Genomic DNA, 17,788 nt, shown 5'->3' with positions numbered 1-17,788 from the left:
CATATTGAAGCTTCTGGGCCAGTGAAGGCCAAATTTCCAGGGCCTGCTCCTGGTCTTCCAATCCAAGGCCTCTGCGTAAAAAGCCTGGCGATGATGCCAGGCTTGCGATCAAGCAAACAGATCAAGGGCTGCGTCGTCCCACTGATGACCGCCTTCGGACCAGCCTTTGCCTATCTGCGGTGGAAACCCGGATCTGCAATATCCTTGCTTGGCATCGAAATCAAACACCGCATGAGGAAAATCATTGATCAGCAAGACCGCCTTGCGGTGATCGACAGCCCAGCCGATTTTCACCATCGATGGTTTGTGGCCGTCCGTAACATCGGCGGCGTTGTAGATATGCAGCGCATCGTGGATCGGGTTGTCCTCGGCTGCGGTATCCAGTGCATAGAAATAACCGGTGTTGCCGTCATCTTCAAAAACCACGACAAACGAACCTTCCTCTGCAGGAGCTTCCAGCACCAAGGCCTGGCCGACCGTCAATTCGCTTTCAGCTGCTAGATAAATAGGCATTGCAACTATCCCTGTCTCTTCGAGTATTCAAGAGCGCGCATGATGACAACCCGGAACTACCCAGGCAATCTCGCAGAGATCAACGTCAGTCTGCTCCTGGTATTTCGCCCCTTCCTTTGGTTTTTTGCCGGGTTCTATTGGTAACTCAACTAAATCACCATTTAGTTGAGTTAATCCCGCGCACTCTTTCCATCTACCCCTCATCCCGCAACTAACAGCTTTGTTGCGGTTTCGCTCTATCCGTGGGTGTCAACGCAGAACCCGGGAGTGTCCAACTATTTTGTCTTAACAGTGATAACAAAACGCTATTAGAGGCCTCGTGCCTCGAACTCCTGCCCAGTCCAAGAGCCTTTAAGTTACGCGGCCTGCAGCGTTAAACGAGGTGTGTCTGGAGCATCCCACGAGGGTCAAAAACGCCTTTCGAGCGCTGGGTCAGCGACCTCGACAGACCAGGAAGCACACCTAGACTCTCACCCGGTTCAGCCCGCTGAATCATGCCCAACACACGAAAAGGATATTCAACATGACCGCCTTCACCTCGGTAAACACCGTCACCACCCCCCTGACCATCAACAGCCAGTCCACCGCGACCTACAACGGCGACCCCAACCAGACCACCAAAGTGACCTTCAGCTATCAGAACAACCTGCTGTGGGCCACCCAGGTCAACAACACCGCAACTGTCCAGACGCTCAGCGCCGACTCCTCCGCCGGTCCGGTCATCCTGCGCAAGGGTGCCCAGGTCAAGCTGCAGAATGTGGGCTCGGCGTTCAGCATCCTGTTCACCGGGGAGATCGTCGACAGCGGCTCGCAAACGCCGTTCAACAACACCAACATCGGGACCTTCACCCTGTCGTGATCGACTCGGGCTCCCTGACCGGAGCCCATTTGCGAGGCCGGCAGCGCCGGCTTCGCTTCATGCAATACGGGACATGGACGGTACCCTCGCGTGACCAGGCAACGGATGCTCTACACCCGGGTTCTCTGGGCAACCCTCGGCGCGATCCTGGCGACTGCAGCGTGGCTGATGACCACCGGCAGCCGTGCGCCAGTGGTGTCCAGCAACGGCCACGAGCAAGTCCTTTCCAGCACCGATGCCACCTCGCCCGCCGCGGATTGCGTTGACCTCTCGCCCTCCTCCTCTGCCGCCCCCGGCGAACCTTGCGTACCGGGACCGGTGCTGCTGCCCGGAATGCAGGTCAATCGCCAGGTCGGTCCGGTGATGTTCGTGCTGGTGGTGGACAGCCACGAAGCCCGGGTCAATGCCCAGGTTTCCCTGGGCAACGCCGGCATGACCGGCTTGAACATGACCGCCGCCGCGCCCACTGCCGACTTCGATCTGGCCAACGCGGATGGCCAGCGGGTCTGGGGCAGCCTCGGCGCCTTTTTCTGCGCCCCGCCCAACACGTCGCACCTGCTGGCCGACTTCACCATTGAAAATCAGCGCGACAGCAGCAAGCCCGTGACCCGGGCCTATCGTGGCGACCTGATCCGCTGGCAGAGCCCGACCACCAGTGTCCTGGCCCGCTACCGCCAGCCCTTGCTGCCGGACCTGCAGGTGACCGTGGAACTGCTGGATCCCTACAAGGCCGACAGCAGCAACGCGCTGACCGCCCAGGTGAGCTTCTATTACGCCAGCGATCTGATCGACCGCTACACCCTCATGGCCACCGCCACCCCGGTGAGCCTGCGTCAGTCCAGCGTCGGACCGGTGCGCATCGAGGGCGGACTCCTGGGCTTTCGTCCCGCCACCCAGGAGCAGCAAGGGCAGCTCAGCCTGGATGGCACTTTCCAGTCCGGTCACAACCCACCGAACCACTACGTCGGCAGTGTCGCCGACTGGTCGTGGATCCGTGGCCGCGCCGACAATTGCAGGGGATAGACATGACCAGCACGTCCGACTATCAGCAGATCGCCCACAGCGCCGCCTACGCCCTGCCGGATGCCAGCGGCTATGGCTGGCGCGGTTATGTCATGCCCAAAGGCACCGCGCCCGGGAGTCTGCCGGCCAGCCTGAGCCCGGCCGACGCCTTCGACAAGAATGCCGGTCACTACCTGTTCGCCCCCAGCGAGCCGGCCGGCCTGCGCAGCGACCCCGCGGCCTTCGTCAACGCCCTGTACGACTTTCTGTTCGCCGTCGACCAGCGCAACTTCGTCGGCCGCGCGTTGCTGTGGTTGCCCGGGTCCAGCCTGCCGGCGCCCCAGGCCTTCAACAGCTACGGCCTGCGCATCAGCGTGGCGGCCCCCAGCCAGGTGCAGAACAACCTCAACCTGCTGCTTGGCGATCGCCTGACGTTCTTTGTCAGCTTCGGCACCTACGTCAAATACGACCCGGACTTCAACGCCCTGCGCCTCAAATCCACTACCGCCATCACCATGGGCTTGAGCGACAAGCTGCAGGCCGACAGCGGCCTGCAACTGACACCGCCGCAACAGCCGCTGGCCTACGTGCCCCTGGACGGCAATCAGGCCGGCAGCCTGACCTACGCCTTGACCTACAGCAGCCAGCCCGCCCTCAAGTATTTCCCGACCGGCTTTACCTATGTGGCCAACACCGCAGGCGGCAAGAGCGTGCTCAATTACCCGGTGTTCAACCCCAGCGGCATGCCCGCCAGACTGACCATGGGTGGCGTGCTCGACCCGCTGGACCCGCTCAATCAGAACATCGCCGCGGCGCAACTGGCCGCCGGGCTGATCCGCACCGCCATGAGCTTCGCCAACCCCGGCACCACGGCGTTGCCCAGCCAGTGGCGCAGCACCGCCGGCAACCCGATCAGCCTGATCCCGCTCAATGGCCTGGACGCCAACGGTTGGCCCCGGCCCTATGCCGCCAGCCTGGTGTTCTGTGCCCAAGGCGGCAGCTACAGCCTAACCCTGGCCGGCGACTTTGGCTTGAGCCTGCCGGCCGCCAGTGCCGGGCAGAACCTGCTGTGCGGGATCTTCGGCACCGAGTGGCTGAGCTTTACCGCCTACAACTCTTCCCTGAGCCCGCAAGACAACGACCGCTTGCGCCTGTTGGCGGCGCAACCGGCCTATGCCCCGGTGTTTCCGTTCCAGACCAGCAGCCTGGTCACGCCCACCAGTGGCGCGGTCAGCGCCCTGCTCAACGGTGAGCACCGTACCTCCTGGTGCAGCCTGGTGGCCGGCGCCTCCACCCCGGCCTACAGCGCCCAGCCCGACGGCAGCCCGCTCTATGGCCAGGGCCGCGGCAACGGCGCCACAGCGCTGCTGGCCCCGGCCGCGCCGAGCACCCCGCTGCCCCAGGACGCCGGTTTTGCCTTCCCGCTGGTGCCCTATGCGGGTGTGAGCAGCAATGCCAGCCTCAACCTGACCCAGTTCGAAAGCGAGATCCTCGCCGCCTCGCGCAAAAGCCTGATCAGCGCCGCGACCCTGCCGGGCAAACAAGCCGCGCGGGCCCGGCGCCTGCAGCGGCTGCTGACCACCGACGCGGCACCACCCAATCGGGCGACCACCCCGCAAGGCCTGCTGGTGGACCTGGACGCCGACGGCATCGGCTACGCCAAGGTGCTGCTGGCCCGCTCGCCATCCACCCAAGGACCGCTGGACTTTGCCTTCGTGCAGCCCAGCGAGGCCCTGCACGAGGCCTTGCAGACCAACCAGCTGTTTCTGGTGGGGGTCAATCCGCAGCCGTTCTTCACCCAGGGCGCAAGCTTCAGCAACCGCATGGACATCGCCGACTGGCGCTTTATCGCCAACATCGGCGTCGGCGTGCAAACCACCAGCTACCGCAATGTGCTGATCATGAAGTACTGCGCCGGCAGCCTGAAGGAGCGCATCGACAACCCCAATCGCTGGACCATGCCCGAGACCTTCTCCAAGACCGCGGACCGGGCGCCGGGCCTGGAAACCCTGGCCTACACCGGTCTGTCCCAGTGGCTGCAGGACTTCATCGCCGTCGCCGAGGCCAAGGCCGCGGCCAGCCCCGACAGCCTCTACGCCGACTTCGTGGCCCAGGTCAGCGACCCGGCCTGGAACGGCTTCATGGTGCTCAACGCCGACCTGCCCCTGGACAGCCTGCCCGAGCAACTGGCGGGCATCGCCGCCGGCATCGACTACAGCCGCTTCCTGGCCCACCACTTTGGCGCCAGTGTCAGCCGCATCAGCCAACAGGGCGACACCCTGGATATCCAGGGCATCTCCACCCTGTTCGGCCTGATCGACTACCAGAACCCCGCCTACGAACAGGCCCAGGCCAACGGCGCGGCCCCGGACATGCCGGTAGCCCTGAGCACCAGCAACGGTTATGCCTTCAGTGTCCTGCAGCTGCAGGCGCTGTTCCGCCAATCCCGGCTGGTGACCTTCAACAGTCGCATCCAGCTGAGCCTGGACCTGCTGTTCGGCTCGCCGATCCGCGCCACCCTGCGCGCCGGCCAGCCCAGCGCGGTGAATGCCATGGTCCTGGACGGCAGCGCCCTGCAACAGAACGACACCACCACCTACGTGTTCGAGCAGAGCCAGAGCTACCTGTTCAACCTCGACAGCAACGTGCTGCCGGCCGCCTCGGTCAACCGCATTCAGTTCAACACCCTGGGCAGCCCGGACGGCGGTGTCACCACCGCCAGCCGCTTCCTGCTGTGGGGCAAGCTGGATTTCACCCTGCTCAAGACCGCGGACGGGCCATTCGATCTGCTGTCCTTCGGCAGCGCCGACGGCAGCCCGAGCAACCAGGGCCTGGCCTACACCAACCTGGAAATCGCCATGGCCTTTCCCAGCGCCACGCCCAATGCCGTGGGCTTTGCCTTCAACCCCGACAACCTCGGGTTCGACCCGGCCACCAGCCAGGTGCGTGGACAGAGTCTGTACAAGGGCCTGACCCTGCAGCTCAAGCAGTTCATCCAGGCACCGGCGCAGAAGAAGCCCGCGGACTACGGCTTTCTCCCGGTGCTGCCGGAGAACCTGGCGCTCAAGGCGCTGTCGGGTGCCTGGTCGGGCATCGTCTACAAGGTCACCATGGGCTCCCCCGGGGCCCTGGTGTCGGGCACCGGTTTCGAGTCCGACCTGCTGATCGCCTGGTCGCCCGGCAGCAAGAGCGGCGACGCAAGCCCGATGCTGTTTGTCGGCCTCAGCCTGCCCGGCGCCGCGCCGTCGGCCAGCGTGTTTTCCCTGCAGGGCATCATCAAGGTCTCCACCGGGCCGATCAAACTGCTGTACCAGACCATCCCCGATCAGCCCGACACCCAGGCCAGGTTCTTCAACCTGCAACTGACCGACATCGGCATCAAGATCCTCGGCATCGCCAAGTTGCCGCCCGGCGCCACCCTGCAGTTCTTCCTGTTCGGCGACCCGCAGTCCTCCGGCAGCCTGGGCTGGTACGCCGCCTACGTCAAAGACCCGCAAAGCCAGGCCGCCAGCCTCCTGGCCCTGGAACCCGACAGGTCCACACCCCCGGCATTGACCGGGCCATCGGAGGTGACGCCATGACTCGGGTCCTGTACTGGAACATCGAGAGCTTCGGCTACAACAAGATCCGCCCGCTGAGCACCAAGCGCGATCGCAACGGCGCCTTCATTCCCGACCTCGACGCCGCCGACCGCCTGGCCCTGATCCTGGCCCATATCACCGCGTTCAATCCGGACATCTTCGTCGTGGTGGAGACGGCCAGCGGTCCGAGCCACGGCCCCGGATCGCTGATCTCCCCCACCGGCGGCTGGCAGGGCTGCGCCGAACTGCTGCTGCGCATCCGCAACCTCACGGGCGTGCCCTGGAACCTGGTGCCGCCACTGGTGGTCGGCCAGGCCGGGCGTGCCGAGGGGGTGGCGGTGTTCTACAAACCGGTGATCCCGGCGGGCGGCGGCGTGGCGGCGGGCAAGCGCCTGTTCACCGGCCCCAACGCCTGGTCGCCGGCGGGCAATGGCATCAGCTTCAACCCCCACGCGGCGGCCCCGCCGGCCGCCGGCAACTACCCGCTGCTGCAGACCCAGACCTGCTTCAGCGTGCCCAACCGGGCCATTCCGGCCACGGCGCTGAACCCGGGCAACCTCAACGAAAGCCGCTGCGCGGCGCGGGTCGCGTTCGTCGACAATTTAGGCGCGGCGATCAACTACGGCGGCTTGCGCGAACCCTACATGGTGACCTTCTGCGAAACCGTCGACGGCCCGCCGGTGGTGGTGCAGCGCAACCTCACACTGTTTGCCATCCACTCGCCGCCGCAATACGTCGCGGCCAATGCCTACCTCAACGCCCTGGCCAATGTGCGCGACATCAGCGCCGCCCTGGGGGCGCTGGAAACCCGGATCATCACCGGCGATTTCAACGTCAACCTGCTGAGCCAGAACGGCAACGATCCGGGGCGCTATGGCGCCCTCACCGCCCTGGGCTACGGCCTGCAACTGCAAGCGCCGGCCCTGGCTCCGCCGCCGGCGCTGGAGGCCTACACCGGCTACTTCGCCACCCACCTGCGCAGTCGCAACGCGAGCATCTTCTGGTCGACCAACGCCGGGGCCGTGCCCTATCCGGGGTACCGCTATATCGGCTCGTCCAACAGCAGCAGCCTGTATTCCATCGACAACATCCTGGTGCGCGGTGGTGCAGCGGGCAATTTCACCATCGCCAACAGCGTGGTCGGGGTGCCGCTGAACGTGGTCAACCCCGCGCCCGGCGGTGCGCCCATGGGCCTGGTGGCCATGGCCAGCGACTTTCAGGCACCGCCGCCCGCCTGGATCCCCGCGCCCCCTGCCCCCGCCCCGGCATTCGCCGCGGGCGACCGGCAACGCTACCGCGGCTGGCGCAACCTGGGGCACATCCGCTCCACCAGTGATCACCTGGCCCTGTTTGTGACGGTCTGAACAAGGAGAAGACAGATGGCCAACAGTCCCCTGAGCAACCTCGCCGCGGCCCTGACCGGCGATGCCGGCGCGCCGATCGTCCTCACCCGCGACTACCTGATCGCCGGCCTGGCGGACGCCACGGTCAGCGTGTCCGCCACCCTGGACAACGACCTCAAGGCGGCCTTCCAGTCCCCCGTCGCCGGGCTCACGATCAACCTCACCGCGCAGAGCGTGCAGCCGCTGAACCCCACCACCCAGAGCTTCAAGGTCACCGGGGTCAGCGCGCGCTTCCTGCAACAGGACATCCAGCAGGGGCTGGTCCTGACTTTCGGCCTCACGGGCGCTGCCGGGGCCCAGAGCCTGACCCTGGAAATCGTCACCACCCCGGCCAGCTGGACCTGGGCCGACCTGTCGAGCTTCGCCACCGGCATTCCCTTCAAGTGGGCCGCAATCAGCAACGCGGTCTTCACCTTCAAGGCCAGCCAGGGCCCGCGCCAGGGCTTTGCCGCCCAGCTGACGCCGCCGGCCCAGCTCAGCACCGCGGTCGCGGTGGTGCAGAACCTGGGGTTCCCGACCCTGGCCCTGCCCTTCACCGGCAGCATGGACTTCGCCAAGGTCGACGGGGTCGAGGTGTTCATGCCCACCACCACCTTGCAGGCGCCGTTCCTCAACGTCAGTGGCGGCCTGAAGCTGCTGTACCTGAACGTCGATGCCCCGGTGTTCGGCCTGATCATCGGCCCGCCGGAACTGCAGGACGGCGAAGACCCGGCCGAAGCCTTCTACGACCAGCAGGTCAGCCTGTATTTCGGTCTCAACCTGAGCCTGACCGACCAGAACGGCCAGTCCGTCGACTACCAGATGCGCGCCCTGGCCCAGATCAACAACGGCAGCGCCTTCAATTTCTACCTCGGCCACAGCGATGACGGCAGCGCCCTGCTGACCCCGGCGACCATCATCGGCCTGCTGGACAACAACGGCAGCTTCTTCAGCGGCACACCGCCGGTGCTGCAACAGTTCCTCTCCGGAATCGGCCTGCGCAGCCTCGCCCTGAGTGGCGTCACCCGCCCGAAACTGGCCCTGAGCACCGCCAGCGTGACCCTGGGCGCCGACCCCACGGTGATCAATGTCGAGCATCCCTGGGTGCCCCTGCAGGACCCGACCAACCAGCTGGTGTTCGGCGTCACCGATTTCGAACTGGTGTGGGGGATCAACTTCCTGCCCGAGGGCAACGCCCAGAGCTTTCTGTTCCAGACCCACTTCCTGCTGTTGCCCGAGGTGTTCAAGGGCAAGACCGCGGGCGAAAACGGCCTGTTCTTCGTCCAGTTCAATTCCGACCTGCAACTGCTGGCACGCTTCGACGGCACCGCCAACCTCAACGACCTGATCGCCACACTGACCGCTCAGTTGATCCGCATCCCCAAGAGTTTCGTCGACGCCTCGCTGTCCGACGTCGGCCTGAGCCTGGACGTCGGCGCCAAGAGCTACGCCTTCAACGCCGGTTTCGAGCTCGACCTGAACCTGTTCACCTTGGCCGGCAAGCCGATTCTCTCGGTCACCGACGGCCAGCTGTACATCAAGGCCACCACCCCCACCGCCGCCAGCGGCAGCAACGCCCCGGCGGTGACCACCTACCAGGCGGGGATTGGTGGGCTGGTGGGCATCGGTCCGTATTTCGCCAATGCCAGCCTCGACTACGACGGCAGCAAGACCCCGGCCACCTGGCAAGTCGCCGCGCAACTGGCGCAGCCGGTGGACGTGCAACAGCTGGTCAGCCAGTTCCTCAGCTTCGGCGGGACCTTTGCCTTTCCGGATTTCCTGCCCGGCCAACTGCTGGTCAACACCCTGGAGGTGGACGCCAGCCTGAGCACCGGCAACACCCCGCTCGACAGCTACACGGTGGCCGGCAGCCTGCGCTGGACCTTCAACCTGGGCCAGGCCTTCAGCGTCGACACCCTGGCCACCCTGAGCCTGAGCTACGACGCCAGCAAGCCGGCGAACCAGCAATACAGCGGCAGCGCCACCACCCTGTGGGATTTCAGCTTTCTCAACGACAGCGTGCTGCTGGGCTACAGCTTCGCCCCCGACAACCAGGGCAGCAACGCCCAGCTGACCCTGTCCTGGGAAGGCCTGACGGCGATCTATCAGGTCGACAAGAAGACCCTGACCTTCACCCTGAAGAACTGGAGCCTGGGCCGGCTGATCCAGAAACTCATGCAATCGCTGAGCGACCCGTATTTCACCCTGAGCTCGCCCTGGGACGTGCTCAACCAGATTTCCCTCGACGGCCTGTCGCTGATCATCAATCTGGAAAACAGCAGCGGCAGTAGCGTGCCGAGCATCAGCGCCAAGTACACCCTGGCGAGCAAGATCGACCTGGGCTTCATGAGCATCGACGGCCTGGTGTTCGAACGCAAAAAGGTCAATGGCGTGGACAAGATCACCCTGGGCATCGACGGCTCTTCGGTGTTCAAGGGCAACAACCCCCAGGAGCAGCAGGACTGGAGCAACCTGCTGGACCCGAGCAAAGGCCAGCCAGTGGACAAGCTGCCTACGGTGCCGGGCCAGGGCACGGACTACTTCAGCCTGCCGCTGCTGGTGCTCGGCCAGCGGGTGGCCATCAGCGGCTACGACAGCTTCGCCAACACCAAGGCGGTGATCGACGCCCTGAAGGGCGTGCCGTCGACCACCGGTTCCAGCAACACCCTGAACCCCAGCGACAGCGGCAGCAAGGGCGTGCCCTACTACAACCGCAACAGCGACTGGCTGATCGCCGGGCAACTGTTGCTGCTCAAGACCGGCAAGGACTGGACCGTCGACCTGATGCTGGTGTTCAACGACCCCAACCTCTATGGCCTGCGCCTGGCCCTGGCCGGGGAGAAGGCCAAGGCCCTGGGCAACCTGGTGCTGGACATCCTGTACAAAAAGATCACCGACGATGTCGGCGTGTACCAGATCGAATGGACCTTCCCCGACAGCATCCGCAACCTCAACTTCGGCGCGGTGTCCGTGGTGCTGCCGGAGATCGGGGTGAAGATCTACACCAACGGCGACTTTCTCATCGACATCGGTTTTCCCTACAACCTGGACTTCACCCGCTCGTTCTCGATTTCCGCGATCGTCTACGGCGTGCCGGTGCTCGGCGCCGGCGGTTTCTACCTGGGCAAGCTGTCGTCGGTGACCGCCACCCAGGTGCCGAAGACCACCCAGGGCACCTTCGACCCGGTGATCGTCTTCGGCCTGGGCCTGCAGTTGGGCCTGGGCTACAACTTCGTCAAGGGGCCGCTCAAGGCTGGTTTCGCCCTGACCGTGTTCGGCATCCTGGAAGGCACCATCGCCGCCTTCCACGCCTATCGTCCGTCCACCGCCCTGGTGCCGGCCGGCAAGAGCGTGCAGGACGACTACTACTTCAAGATCCAGGGCACGGTCGGGGTCATCGGCCTGCTCTACGGCAGCATCGACTTCGCCATCATCTCGGCCGCGGTCAACGTGCGCATCACCCTGTCGCTGTCCCTGACCTACGAGAGCTACAAGCCGATTCCGATTGCCGCCCGGGCCACGGTGGAGGTCAGCGTCAAGGTCAAGATCGACCTCGGCCTGTTCAGCTTCAGCATCAGTTTTTCCTTCCATGCCGACGTCTCGGCGCGCTTCGAGATCAACGCCATCGAGAGCGGCCCGGCGCCCTGGGCCGAACCCGGCCTGCTGCTGGCGCGCCAGGCCCGCCATGTCCAGCTGGCCAGTGCGCGGCGGGCCACCACGCCGCAACCGATGACCCTGCTGCGCGCCGCCGGCAAACCGCTGCTCAACCTCTACGCCACGCCGCAATTCACCGTGCTGTGCAACGAGGGCGCCAGCGACTACGCCGACCAGCAAGGAGCCTTCGTGTTCCTGCTGACCATGGACGCACCCTCGCCGACCCGGCCCTCGGCCGACAGCGCCGGTAACAGCAGCTTCGAACGCCTGTGCGCCGACTACCTGCCTTGGCTGGTGGGCAGCCTGGGCTCGGCCAGCAGCGACCAGGACACCCTGGCCGACATCCTCGGCACCCTGGTGGACAAGGCCATGCTTGTGGAGGACATCAGACGCCTGGCCGACCTGGCCAACCCGCCGTTCGGCATCAGCGAGCTGCTGAACTTCCTGTCGTCCTTCGAGGTCAGCATCACCCTGCCCGACGCCACCAACCAGGCGCAGATCCAGCAGGTACTGCAAGCCGGTTCGGTGCTGTTCCCGGTATTCGACGGTCTGTCCCTGGGCGTGCCCCTGGCCAATGCCGGCAGCGCGACCGTGGATTTCGCCCACTACGTGGGCACCAACAGCACCTACCGCAGCAATGTCGCGCAGATGTTCAAGGAGCTGGCCGCGCTGGTGACCGACGAGGAAACGCCGACGCCGACACTGCGGGCCGCGACGGACGACAGCGAATCCATGGCCGCGGTGATCTTCACCGACGCCTTCATGGTCATCGGCCGGCAACTGTTGCAGGTCGCGCTGAATGCCTTTGACGACTACGCCTATGCCACGGCCAACGGCAACTCCATCAGCACCATCCTGAGCTGGACCAACGACCAGCGCGGCAACAACCTGACCCTGGACGATATCGTCCGGCCCAACGCCGAAGTCGCCCTGAGCGACGGCCTGACCCTGGAGATCCCGCTGCCGGCCTACACCCTGCAGAGCAGCGACACCCTGGCCAAGGTCGCCGCGGCCTGGTCCGACGGCAGCGTACCGGCGCGCTGGAGCACCAGCGCCTCGGGGCTGATCCTGGCCAATGGCAATTCGTTGGTGATCGCCGCCAATCAGGTGATCAGCCTGCCGGTGGGCAACGACATCCATCAGTACACCACCGGCCCCGGGGAAACCTTCAACAGCCTGGCCCGGGCCCTGGGCGTGACGCTGGCGCAACTGGCCCAGGACAGTGCGCTGTACGCCATGCCCGGGCTGTTGCTTGCCGGCCAGCCGCTGCTGCTGCCGAACCTGGCGTACCGCACCGCCGGCGACAGCCTCAACAGCGCCGGCGCGCGCTTCGGCGTCAGTGCCATGACCCTGTTCAGCAACCCGGCATCGGCCAACTTCGGAGTGGCGCCCCTGTTCGCCACGCCGCAGATCACCCTCACCTCGCTCAACAGCCTGTACACCGAGGACCTGTGGAATCTGCTGGTGGCCACCGACCAGTTGTCGCAACTGGCGGGCATGCTCTCGCGCTTTCTGGCCTACGGCCTGCGCCTGCCGGCGAACCCGGCGGGCATGGGCGGCCTGAGCCTGAGTCCGGCGTTTCTCTACCCCGCCCAGCAGAACGCCTATGGCCTGTACCAGCTGACCGGGCAGCAGTTCCCGACCCCGGCCGGCCAATTGCCCGGCAGCGACTTGCCCATCAGCCTGAGCCGGGCCGCCACCAGCCATGGGGTCGACCTGTCGTTCGTGCAGATCGCCGGGGCCAGCAGCGGCTCGATGAACCTGAACCAGGCCTACAGCAACCTCTGCGGGGTGCTGGCCTACGCCCGGCAAGGCAAGTTCCAGCCGGCGCCGCGCATCGACCTGCTGCCCACCGTGGCCCGCAGCCCGAAAGACTACGCGGTGAAAAGCGTGTCCCTGTGGTCGACCGCCGACCTGCAGCAATTGCGCAACCTCTGCCAGCCGGGGTTGCGGGCCAGCAGCGAGGGCGGCGCCAGTGTGCAGCCCATGCTCTGGTCCCTGCCCGACGGCCTGATCCAGCTGATCAACCAGCGGGTTGGCAACCTCGCCCGGCAGTTGCCGCAGCTGGCGCAGCAAATACCCTACCTGCCGGCGTTCACCCCGTGCGAGGTGTCCACCGACCCGGCGACCCTGGAAACCACCAGCCGCGAGATCCCGGCCTACAGCTACGCGACCCGGGTCGACTTCACCATCAAGCGCCTGCCCCAGGCCGAACCCGGGGCCATCGCCGGCAGCGGCAGCAACCTGTCCTACACCTATGAACTGCTCGGCCCTTCGGCCACCGACGCGCAGTTGCTGGAACGCCTGCTGATCGCGGTCAGCGAGCTGGGCAGCGCGATCATCAGCGGCCAGTTCCTGCTGATGCCCCAGGGCAACGCCAAGGCCAGCAACCTGCTGAGCCAGGCCGCCAGCGACTTCCTGGCCTTCCTGACCCAGACCAACCTGTCCACCGAAACCAACCCGCCGCCGGCCCTGATGGCCGCCCGCCTGGCCGAAGAAGCCGGACCGCGGGGCATCCTCAATCCGCCCGAGGAAGTGGTCAAGCTGCTCTGGGAACTGTCCACCGTGCGCTCCGGCGGCTACTACCTGAGCTACTACGACGCGATCGCCGCCGCCGGCCTGCCCGACAGCATCTTCGACGACAGCGGCACGGCCACCCTGACCCTGGTGGTGACCTACCCCCGCGACGCCCTCGACGGCCGCCTGGGCAACTTCGTCAATGCCTTCGTCAGCACCGACACGGTGATCCAGCAAGGCAGCCACATGACCCTGCGCTCGGCCGCCACCGCCGACCACAGCCAACCCACCGGTGCCGGCGACAGCCTGGACAGCCTCGCGGCCTTCTACGGCATCGGCACTGGACGCATCGCCGAGCTCAATGCCGGCGTCACGCTGAGCAAGGCAGTGCAGGTGCCGGTGGACGGCATCATCCACCTGGTGACCCCGGCCGAGGCCAGCGCCGGCAACGGCCAGAGCGCGAGCATTCTCGACAACCTGGCGCGCTACTACTCGGTGGGCGCGCTGCAACCGATCAGCGCCACGCAGATCGCCAACCTCAACCCCGGGGTCAGCGCCGCCAGCGGCGTGGCCCTGTTCATCCCGGCCCTGACCTATGTCGTCGACGCCAGCCTGGCGCCGGGCAACAGCCTGCAATCCCTAGCTACCTACTACGGCCTTGACCTGGATGCCCTGGCGGTGGGCGCCGCACAGGTCACCGGGCTGTTCAGTCTCGGCAGCAGCCTGAGCATCGACACCCAGACCTTCGATCTGCAGGCGGTGTTCAAACAGGGCAACGCAGCTTTCAGTGTGCTGCGCAGCAACCCACCGCCGGTGGATTCGCCAAGCCAGGACCCGGACGGCTACGCCAGCGCCTACCTGTACAACCTGTACTCGGTGCTGTCCGCCGGGCTCGACGGTTCGCCCTGGTTCAGCGCCAGCGAGCTGGCCCTGCCCTTCGGCCCGCAGCGGCCGGACAGTGGCGTCGACTCGCCCGAGGCCCAGGCCCGCCGGCGGGCCATGCGCGATCCGCAAAGCCGCGCCCGGGCCCTCAACGACCTGGCCGAGGACAGCCAGTACAGCTACCAGCAGACCCTTGGCCTGGCCCGGCGCGCCACCAGCAATGCCGCACCGACGCCGGCCCGGCCCGGGCTGCCGAGCGCCGAGGACAACCCCTACCGTGGCGTGGGCAGCTTCGCCCAAGTCAACCTGACCTGGCTGGACATCTTCGGCAACATCACCGTCACCCCCTTCCAGGCCCCCGCGCCCGGGTATCCCGGCAGCCTCAATCACCCGCCGCTGCCGCTGCGTTACTGCGACCGGCTGATCGCCCTGTCGGCCTGGCCCAACACCCGCAGTTTCTATACCTACGAAGCCGTTGCCGGCGGCGCGCAACTGGTGATCAGCCTGAGCCTCGACACTTCCAGCTATGACCCGGCCGGCGGTGACAAGGTCAAGGAGCAGGCCAAGAAGGACCTGGCGATGTTCAACCTGATCTACTACCAGCTGAACCAGTCCTACAAGGATCTGCAGTTGCCCTGGTGCCAGGGTCGCGCAGTCAGCGTGGAGCTGGTCAACAGCCTGTTCGCCCAGCCTCTGAGCCGACTTGATGACAACCAGGCGCAGCCACTGCTGGACTATGTCAACGGGGTGATCCTGTACCTCGCCCAAGTGGTCCAGGGCACCCGCCCCGCCGCGCCGGCCACGGTGCAACTGAAGCTGGCGGTGGACATCGACGCCCTGGCCCCGGGCTCGATCCTGCCCCTGAGCCTGACCCTCAGCCTGCGCCGGGTGGCGGCGCTGGTGGAGCCGGATGTCGCCGGCCTGGAAGGTGGCGTGGCGGTGGCCAGCACCCTGCTGCCGGTCCCCGATGCGCTGAGCGCCAGCACCAGCGGCTACAGCCAGTTCGCCCGGACCTTCGAGGCCCTGTTCCAGCGGGCCGGGGTCTGGATGACCCGGGTCGGCAGCGGCACCGCGGACCCGGGCAGCACCCCGGACGGCCGCAGCCAGACCCTGTGGGCCGCGCGTTTTGCCCTGAGCGACGGCAACGACGGCATCCGTTACCGCATCGATCCGGCCCCGGGCTACTTCGCCGCCCAGCCGATCGCCCGCAGCCTGACCTCCGACAGCGTGCAGATCTACCCCAACTACCAGCCGGACCAGCCATTCCCGAGCGGCGATCCCGTGACCTTGACCCTCACCGGGGTCGATCAGAACCTGTGGTTCGAAACCGCCCTCAAGGCCATCGACGGCTTCCTCGCGCCGACCTACGCGCCCTCGGTGTTTCTGCTCGACACCCTGCTGGGCAGCAAGGACCCGCTCAAGGACGGCAACCTGGGGAAAATCCTCAGCGCCAAGCAGACCCTGGCCGACGCCATTGCATCGACCATCAAGCCGGTGCTCTCGGCAGGCCCGCAGGATGGCCCGGCGCGGGCCGCCGCGGGCGAGAAGCTGCGCCAGACCCTGCTCAACCAGCTGTATTCGGCCTACAGCACCACCGCCATCGTCGGTTTCTCGGTGCAAGGCAGCGCCACCGGCGAGCCCCTGTCGCTGTACGGCCAGCCGACGGTGGCGAGCGCCGCACCTGCGGCGCGCACCAGCGACCCAGCGGTGGCCGGCAACGACAACTACGCCTTTGGCAGCGGGCGCATCGCCCTGCCCGACGCCCCTGGGGAGAGCGCCCTGGCGTTTGTCTTCAACTCGCGCAACGAGGCGGCAAGAAGCTACGTGCCGCTGGACCTGGAGCTGCAGATCAGCCACCTGGAGCATGACGTGCGCAACGTGCCGGGCATCAGCGGCTACACCCAGTCGAACTGGATCTCGCTGATCTCCGGTCCCTTGCGAGTGCCCCTGGCCGACGGCCAGACCCTGAACCTGCCGGTGCTGCTGCGGGCCCTGCCCGAGCCGCCGACCATCCAGGGGCAGACCGCGACGGCCTGGGCCCCGGTGCCGCAGCAGGTCTCGGACCTGAGCAAATGGACCTACGCCTTCGACTCGCTGGTGCGCGGCACGGCCCAGGACAGCCTGAACGTGGCCATCGCCCTCAACACGCCAACCGTCGATGGCGCGCTACGCAGTGCCAACAAGAGCCTGGTCACCGCCCTGGCGCAATTCGTCAGCGTGTACCCGAGCATTGAAGTGGCGATGCAGGACAACCTCAGCGCGATCAACTTCGGCGAGCCCACCGCGGTGCAGATTGCCGCGGCGCAACAGGCGGTGGAGGCCTTCGTCTACATCGTCCAGGAGGTCACCGAGGCCTACGATGCCTGGGCCCGGCCGCTGCTGCGCAGCGCGGCGGCGTTTGTCGCGCCCCAGGCCCTGACCTGCAGCTTCAGCCAGGTACTGGCACCGGTGACGGTGGATGGCCAGGAGCGGGCCGAAACCCTGCTGCTGGATGTCAGCATCAATCAGGTGGCGGCCAGCTACGATGCGGCCAGCGGGCAGATCAGCGCCACCCTGCCCCAGCTCGGCAAGGTCAGCCTGCCCTTGCCGCTGGTGCAGATCGCCCCGCAACAGTACGACGCGGTGAGCGTGGTCGATCCGAGCAACCCGGGGCTGATCGCCTACCGCTACCGACTCAAGGGCAGCCAGCCGGCCGTGTGGCTCGACTACGCGAATGCACTGCTGATCGACGAGCGCCGCACCAGCCTGCCGGCCCTCAACCTGTTCGACCACCAGAACGCCTGGGCCTCGCTGTCGGTGGAGCGCAACCGCATCCTGTTCCCCGCCGCGGACATCGGCACCCTGCAGACCAACCCGCTGTTCCGCTTCTCGACCCCGGTGGTGCGCTTTGTCGAAAGCATCAGCCCGCACATCAGCCAAGGCAGCTTCTCCCTGGACAACCTGAAGGTGCCGAACGCCAGCCTGGACGACTACCTGGAGGTGTTTTTCGCCGCCCTGGGCGCCGGCAGCAACGGCACCACGGTGCAGGTCGGCATGGAGGGCCGCTACAGCTACGAGGTCGCCGCGCCGGGGGTGGTCGCGCGCACCGTGCTGCCGGCGGCGCTGCTGTTGCCAGTGGCGACTTCGCTGAACAGTCCACCGGCCTTCACCAGCGCCTTCAGCCAGGCCATCGATCGCTGGCGCCTGGCCGAACAGGTCACGGTGCAGGGCAACGCCCGGGTCGACCTGACCCTGCGGGCCTTCAGCGCCGACGATCCGGCGCAACTGGCGCGGGGCGCGGTGGCCGCGGACAACCAGCCACCGCTGCTGAGCATCGAGACTCTATGGGTATCCGCCAACAAGGTTCCACCGGAACAAGGAGGTGCATGAGACCGCCACTGCCGCGCACTGTTGATGAA

6 protein-coding genes are annotated in these 17,788 nt (G+C 66.3%); 5 read left to right on the top strand and 1 reads right to left on the bottom strand.

What is annotated here, in order from left to right; all coding sequences use genetic code 11:
- Positions 1-108: 108 nt before the first annotated feature.
- A complete protein-coding gene (locus ACMGG8_RS19555; RefSeq protein WP_060843577.1) occupies positions 109-513 on the bottom strand; it encodes a DUF2251 domain-containing protein in 405 nt (134 codons plus the stop codon).
- A gap of 523 nt (positions 514-1,036) precedes the next feature.
- On the opposite strand from ACMGG8_RS19555, the gene ACMGG8_RS19550 reads away from it, so the two are divergent.
- From ACMGG8_RS19550 to ACMGG8_RS19530, 5 genes are all read left to right on the top strand, one after another.
- On the top strand, positions 1,037-1,372 hold the full coding sequence (locus ACMGG8_RS19550) for a hypothetical protein (RefSeq protein WP_060839280.1): 336 nt from the start codon (positions 1,037-1,039) through the stop codon (positions 1,370-1,372).
- A 90-nt stretch (positions 1,373-1,462) separates the two neighbouring features.
- On the top strand, positions 1,463-2,395 hold the full coding sequence (locus ACMGG8_RS19545; RefSeq protein WP_414158206.1) for a hypothetical protein: 933 nt from the start codon (positions 1,463-1,465) through the stop codon (positions 2,393-2,395).
- 2 nt (positions 2,396-2,397) lie between these two features.
- Positions 2,398-5,955 carry a hypothetical protein gene (locus ACMGG8_RS19540; protein WP_414158205.1) on the top strand — a complete coding sequence of 1,186 codons (3,558 nt, stop codon included), beginning with the start codon at positions 2,398-2,400 and terminating at the stop codon, positions 5,953-5,955.
- The gene (locus ACMGG8_RS19535; RefSeq protein ID WP_235760221.1) at positions 5,952-7,319 is read left to right on the top strand and encodes a hypothetical protein; all 1,368 of its coding nucleotides are present in this window, start codon (positions 5,952-5,954) and stop codon (positions 7,317-7,319) included. Before ACMGG8_RS19540 ends, ACMGG8_RS19535 begins: the two co-directional genes overlap by 4 nt.
- Before the next feature lie 15 nt (positions 7,320-7,334).
- Positions 7,335-17,759, top strand: a complete 10,425-nt coding sequence (locus ACMGG8_RS19530; protein WP_414158204.1) for a LysM peptidoglycan-binding domain-containing protein — start codon at positions 7,335-7,337, stop codon at positions 17,757-17,759.
- Positions 17,760-17,788: the final 29 nt, after the last annotated feature.

The sequence above is a fragment of the Pseudomonas sp. BNK-45 genome (assembly GCF_047456255.1).
In the GTDB taxonomy this organism is placed as follows: Bacteria; Pseudomonadota; Gammaproteobacteria; order Pseudomonadales; family Pseudomonadaceae; genus Aquipseudomonas.
Note: the sequence above shows the minus strand (reverse complement) of the source record. Positions and strands in the feature narration are given on the sequence as shown.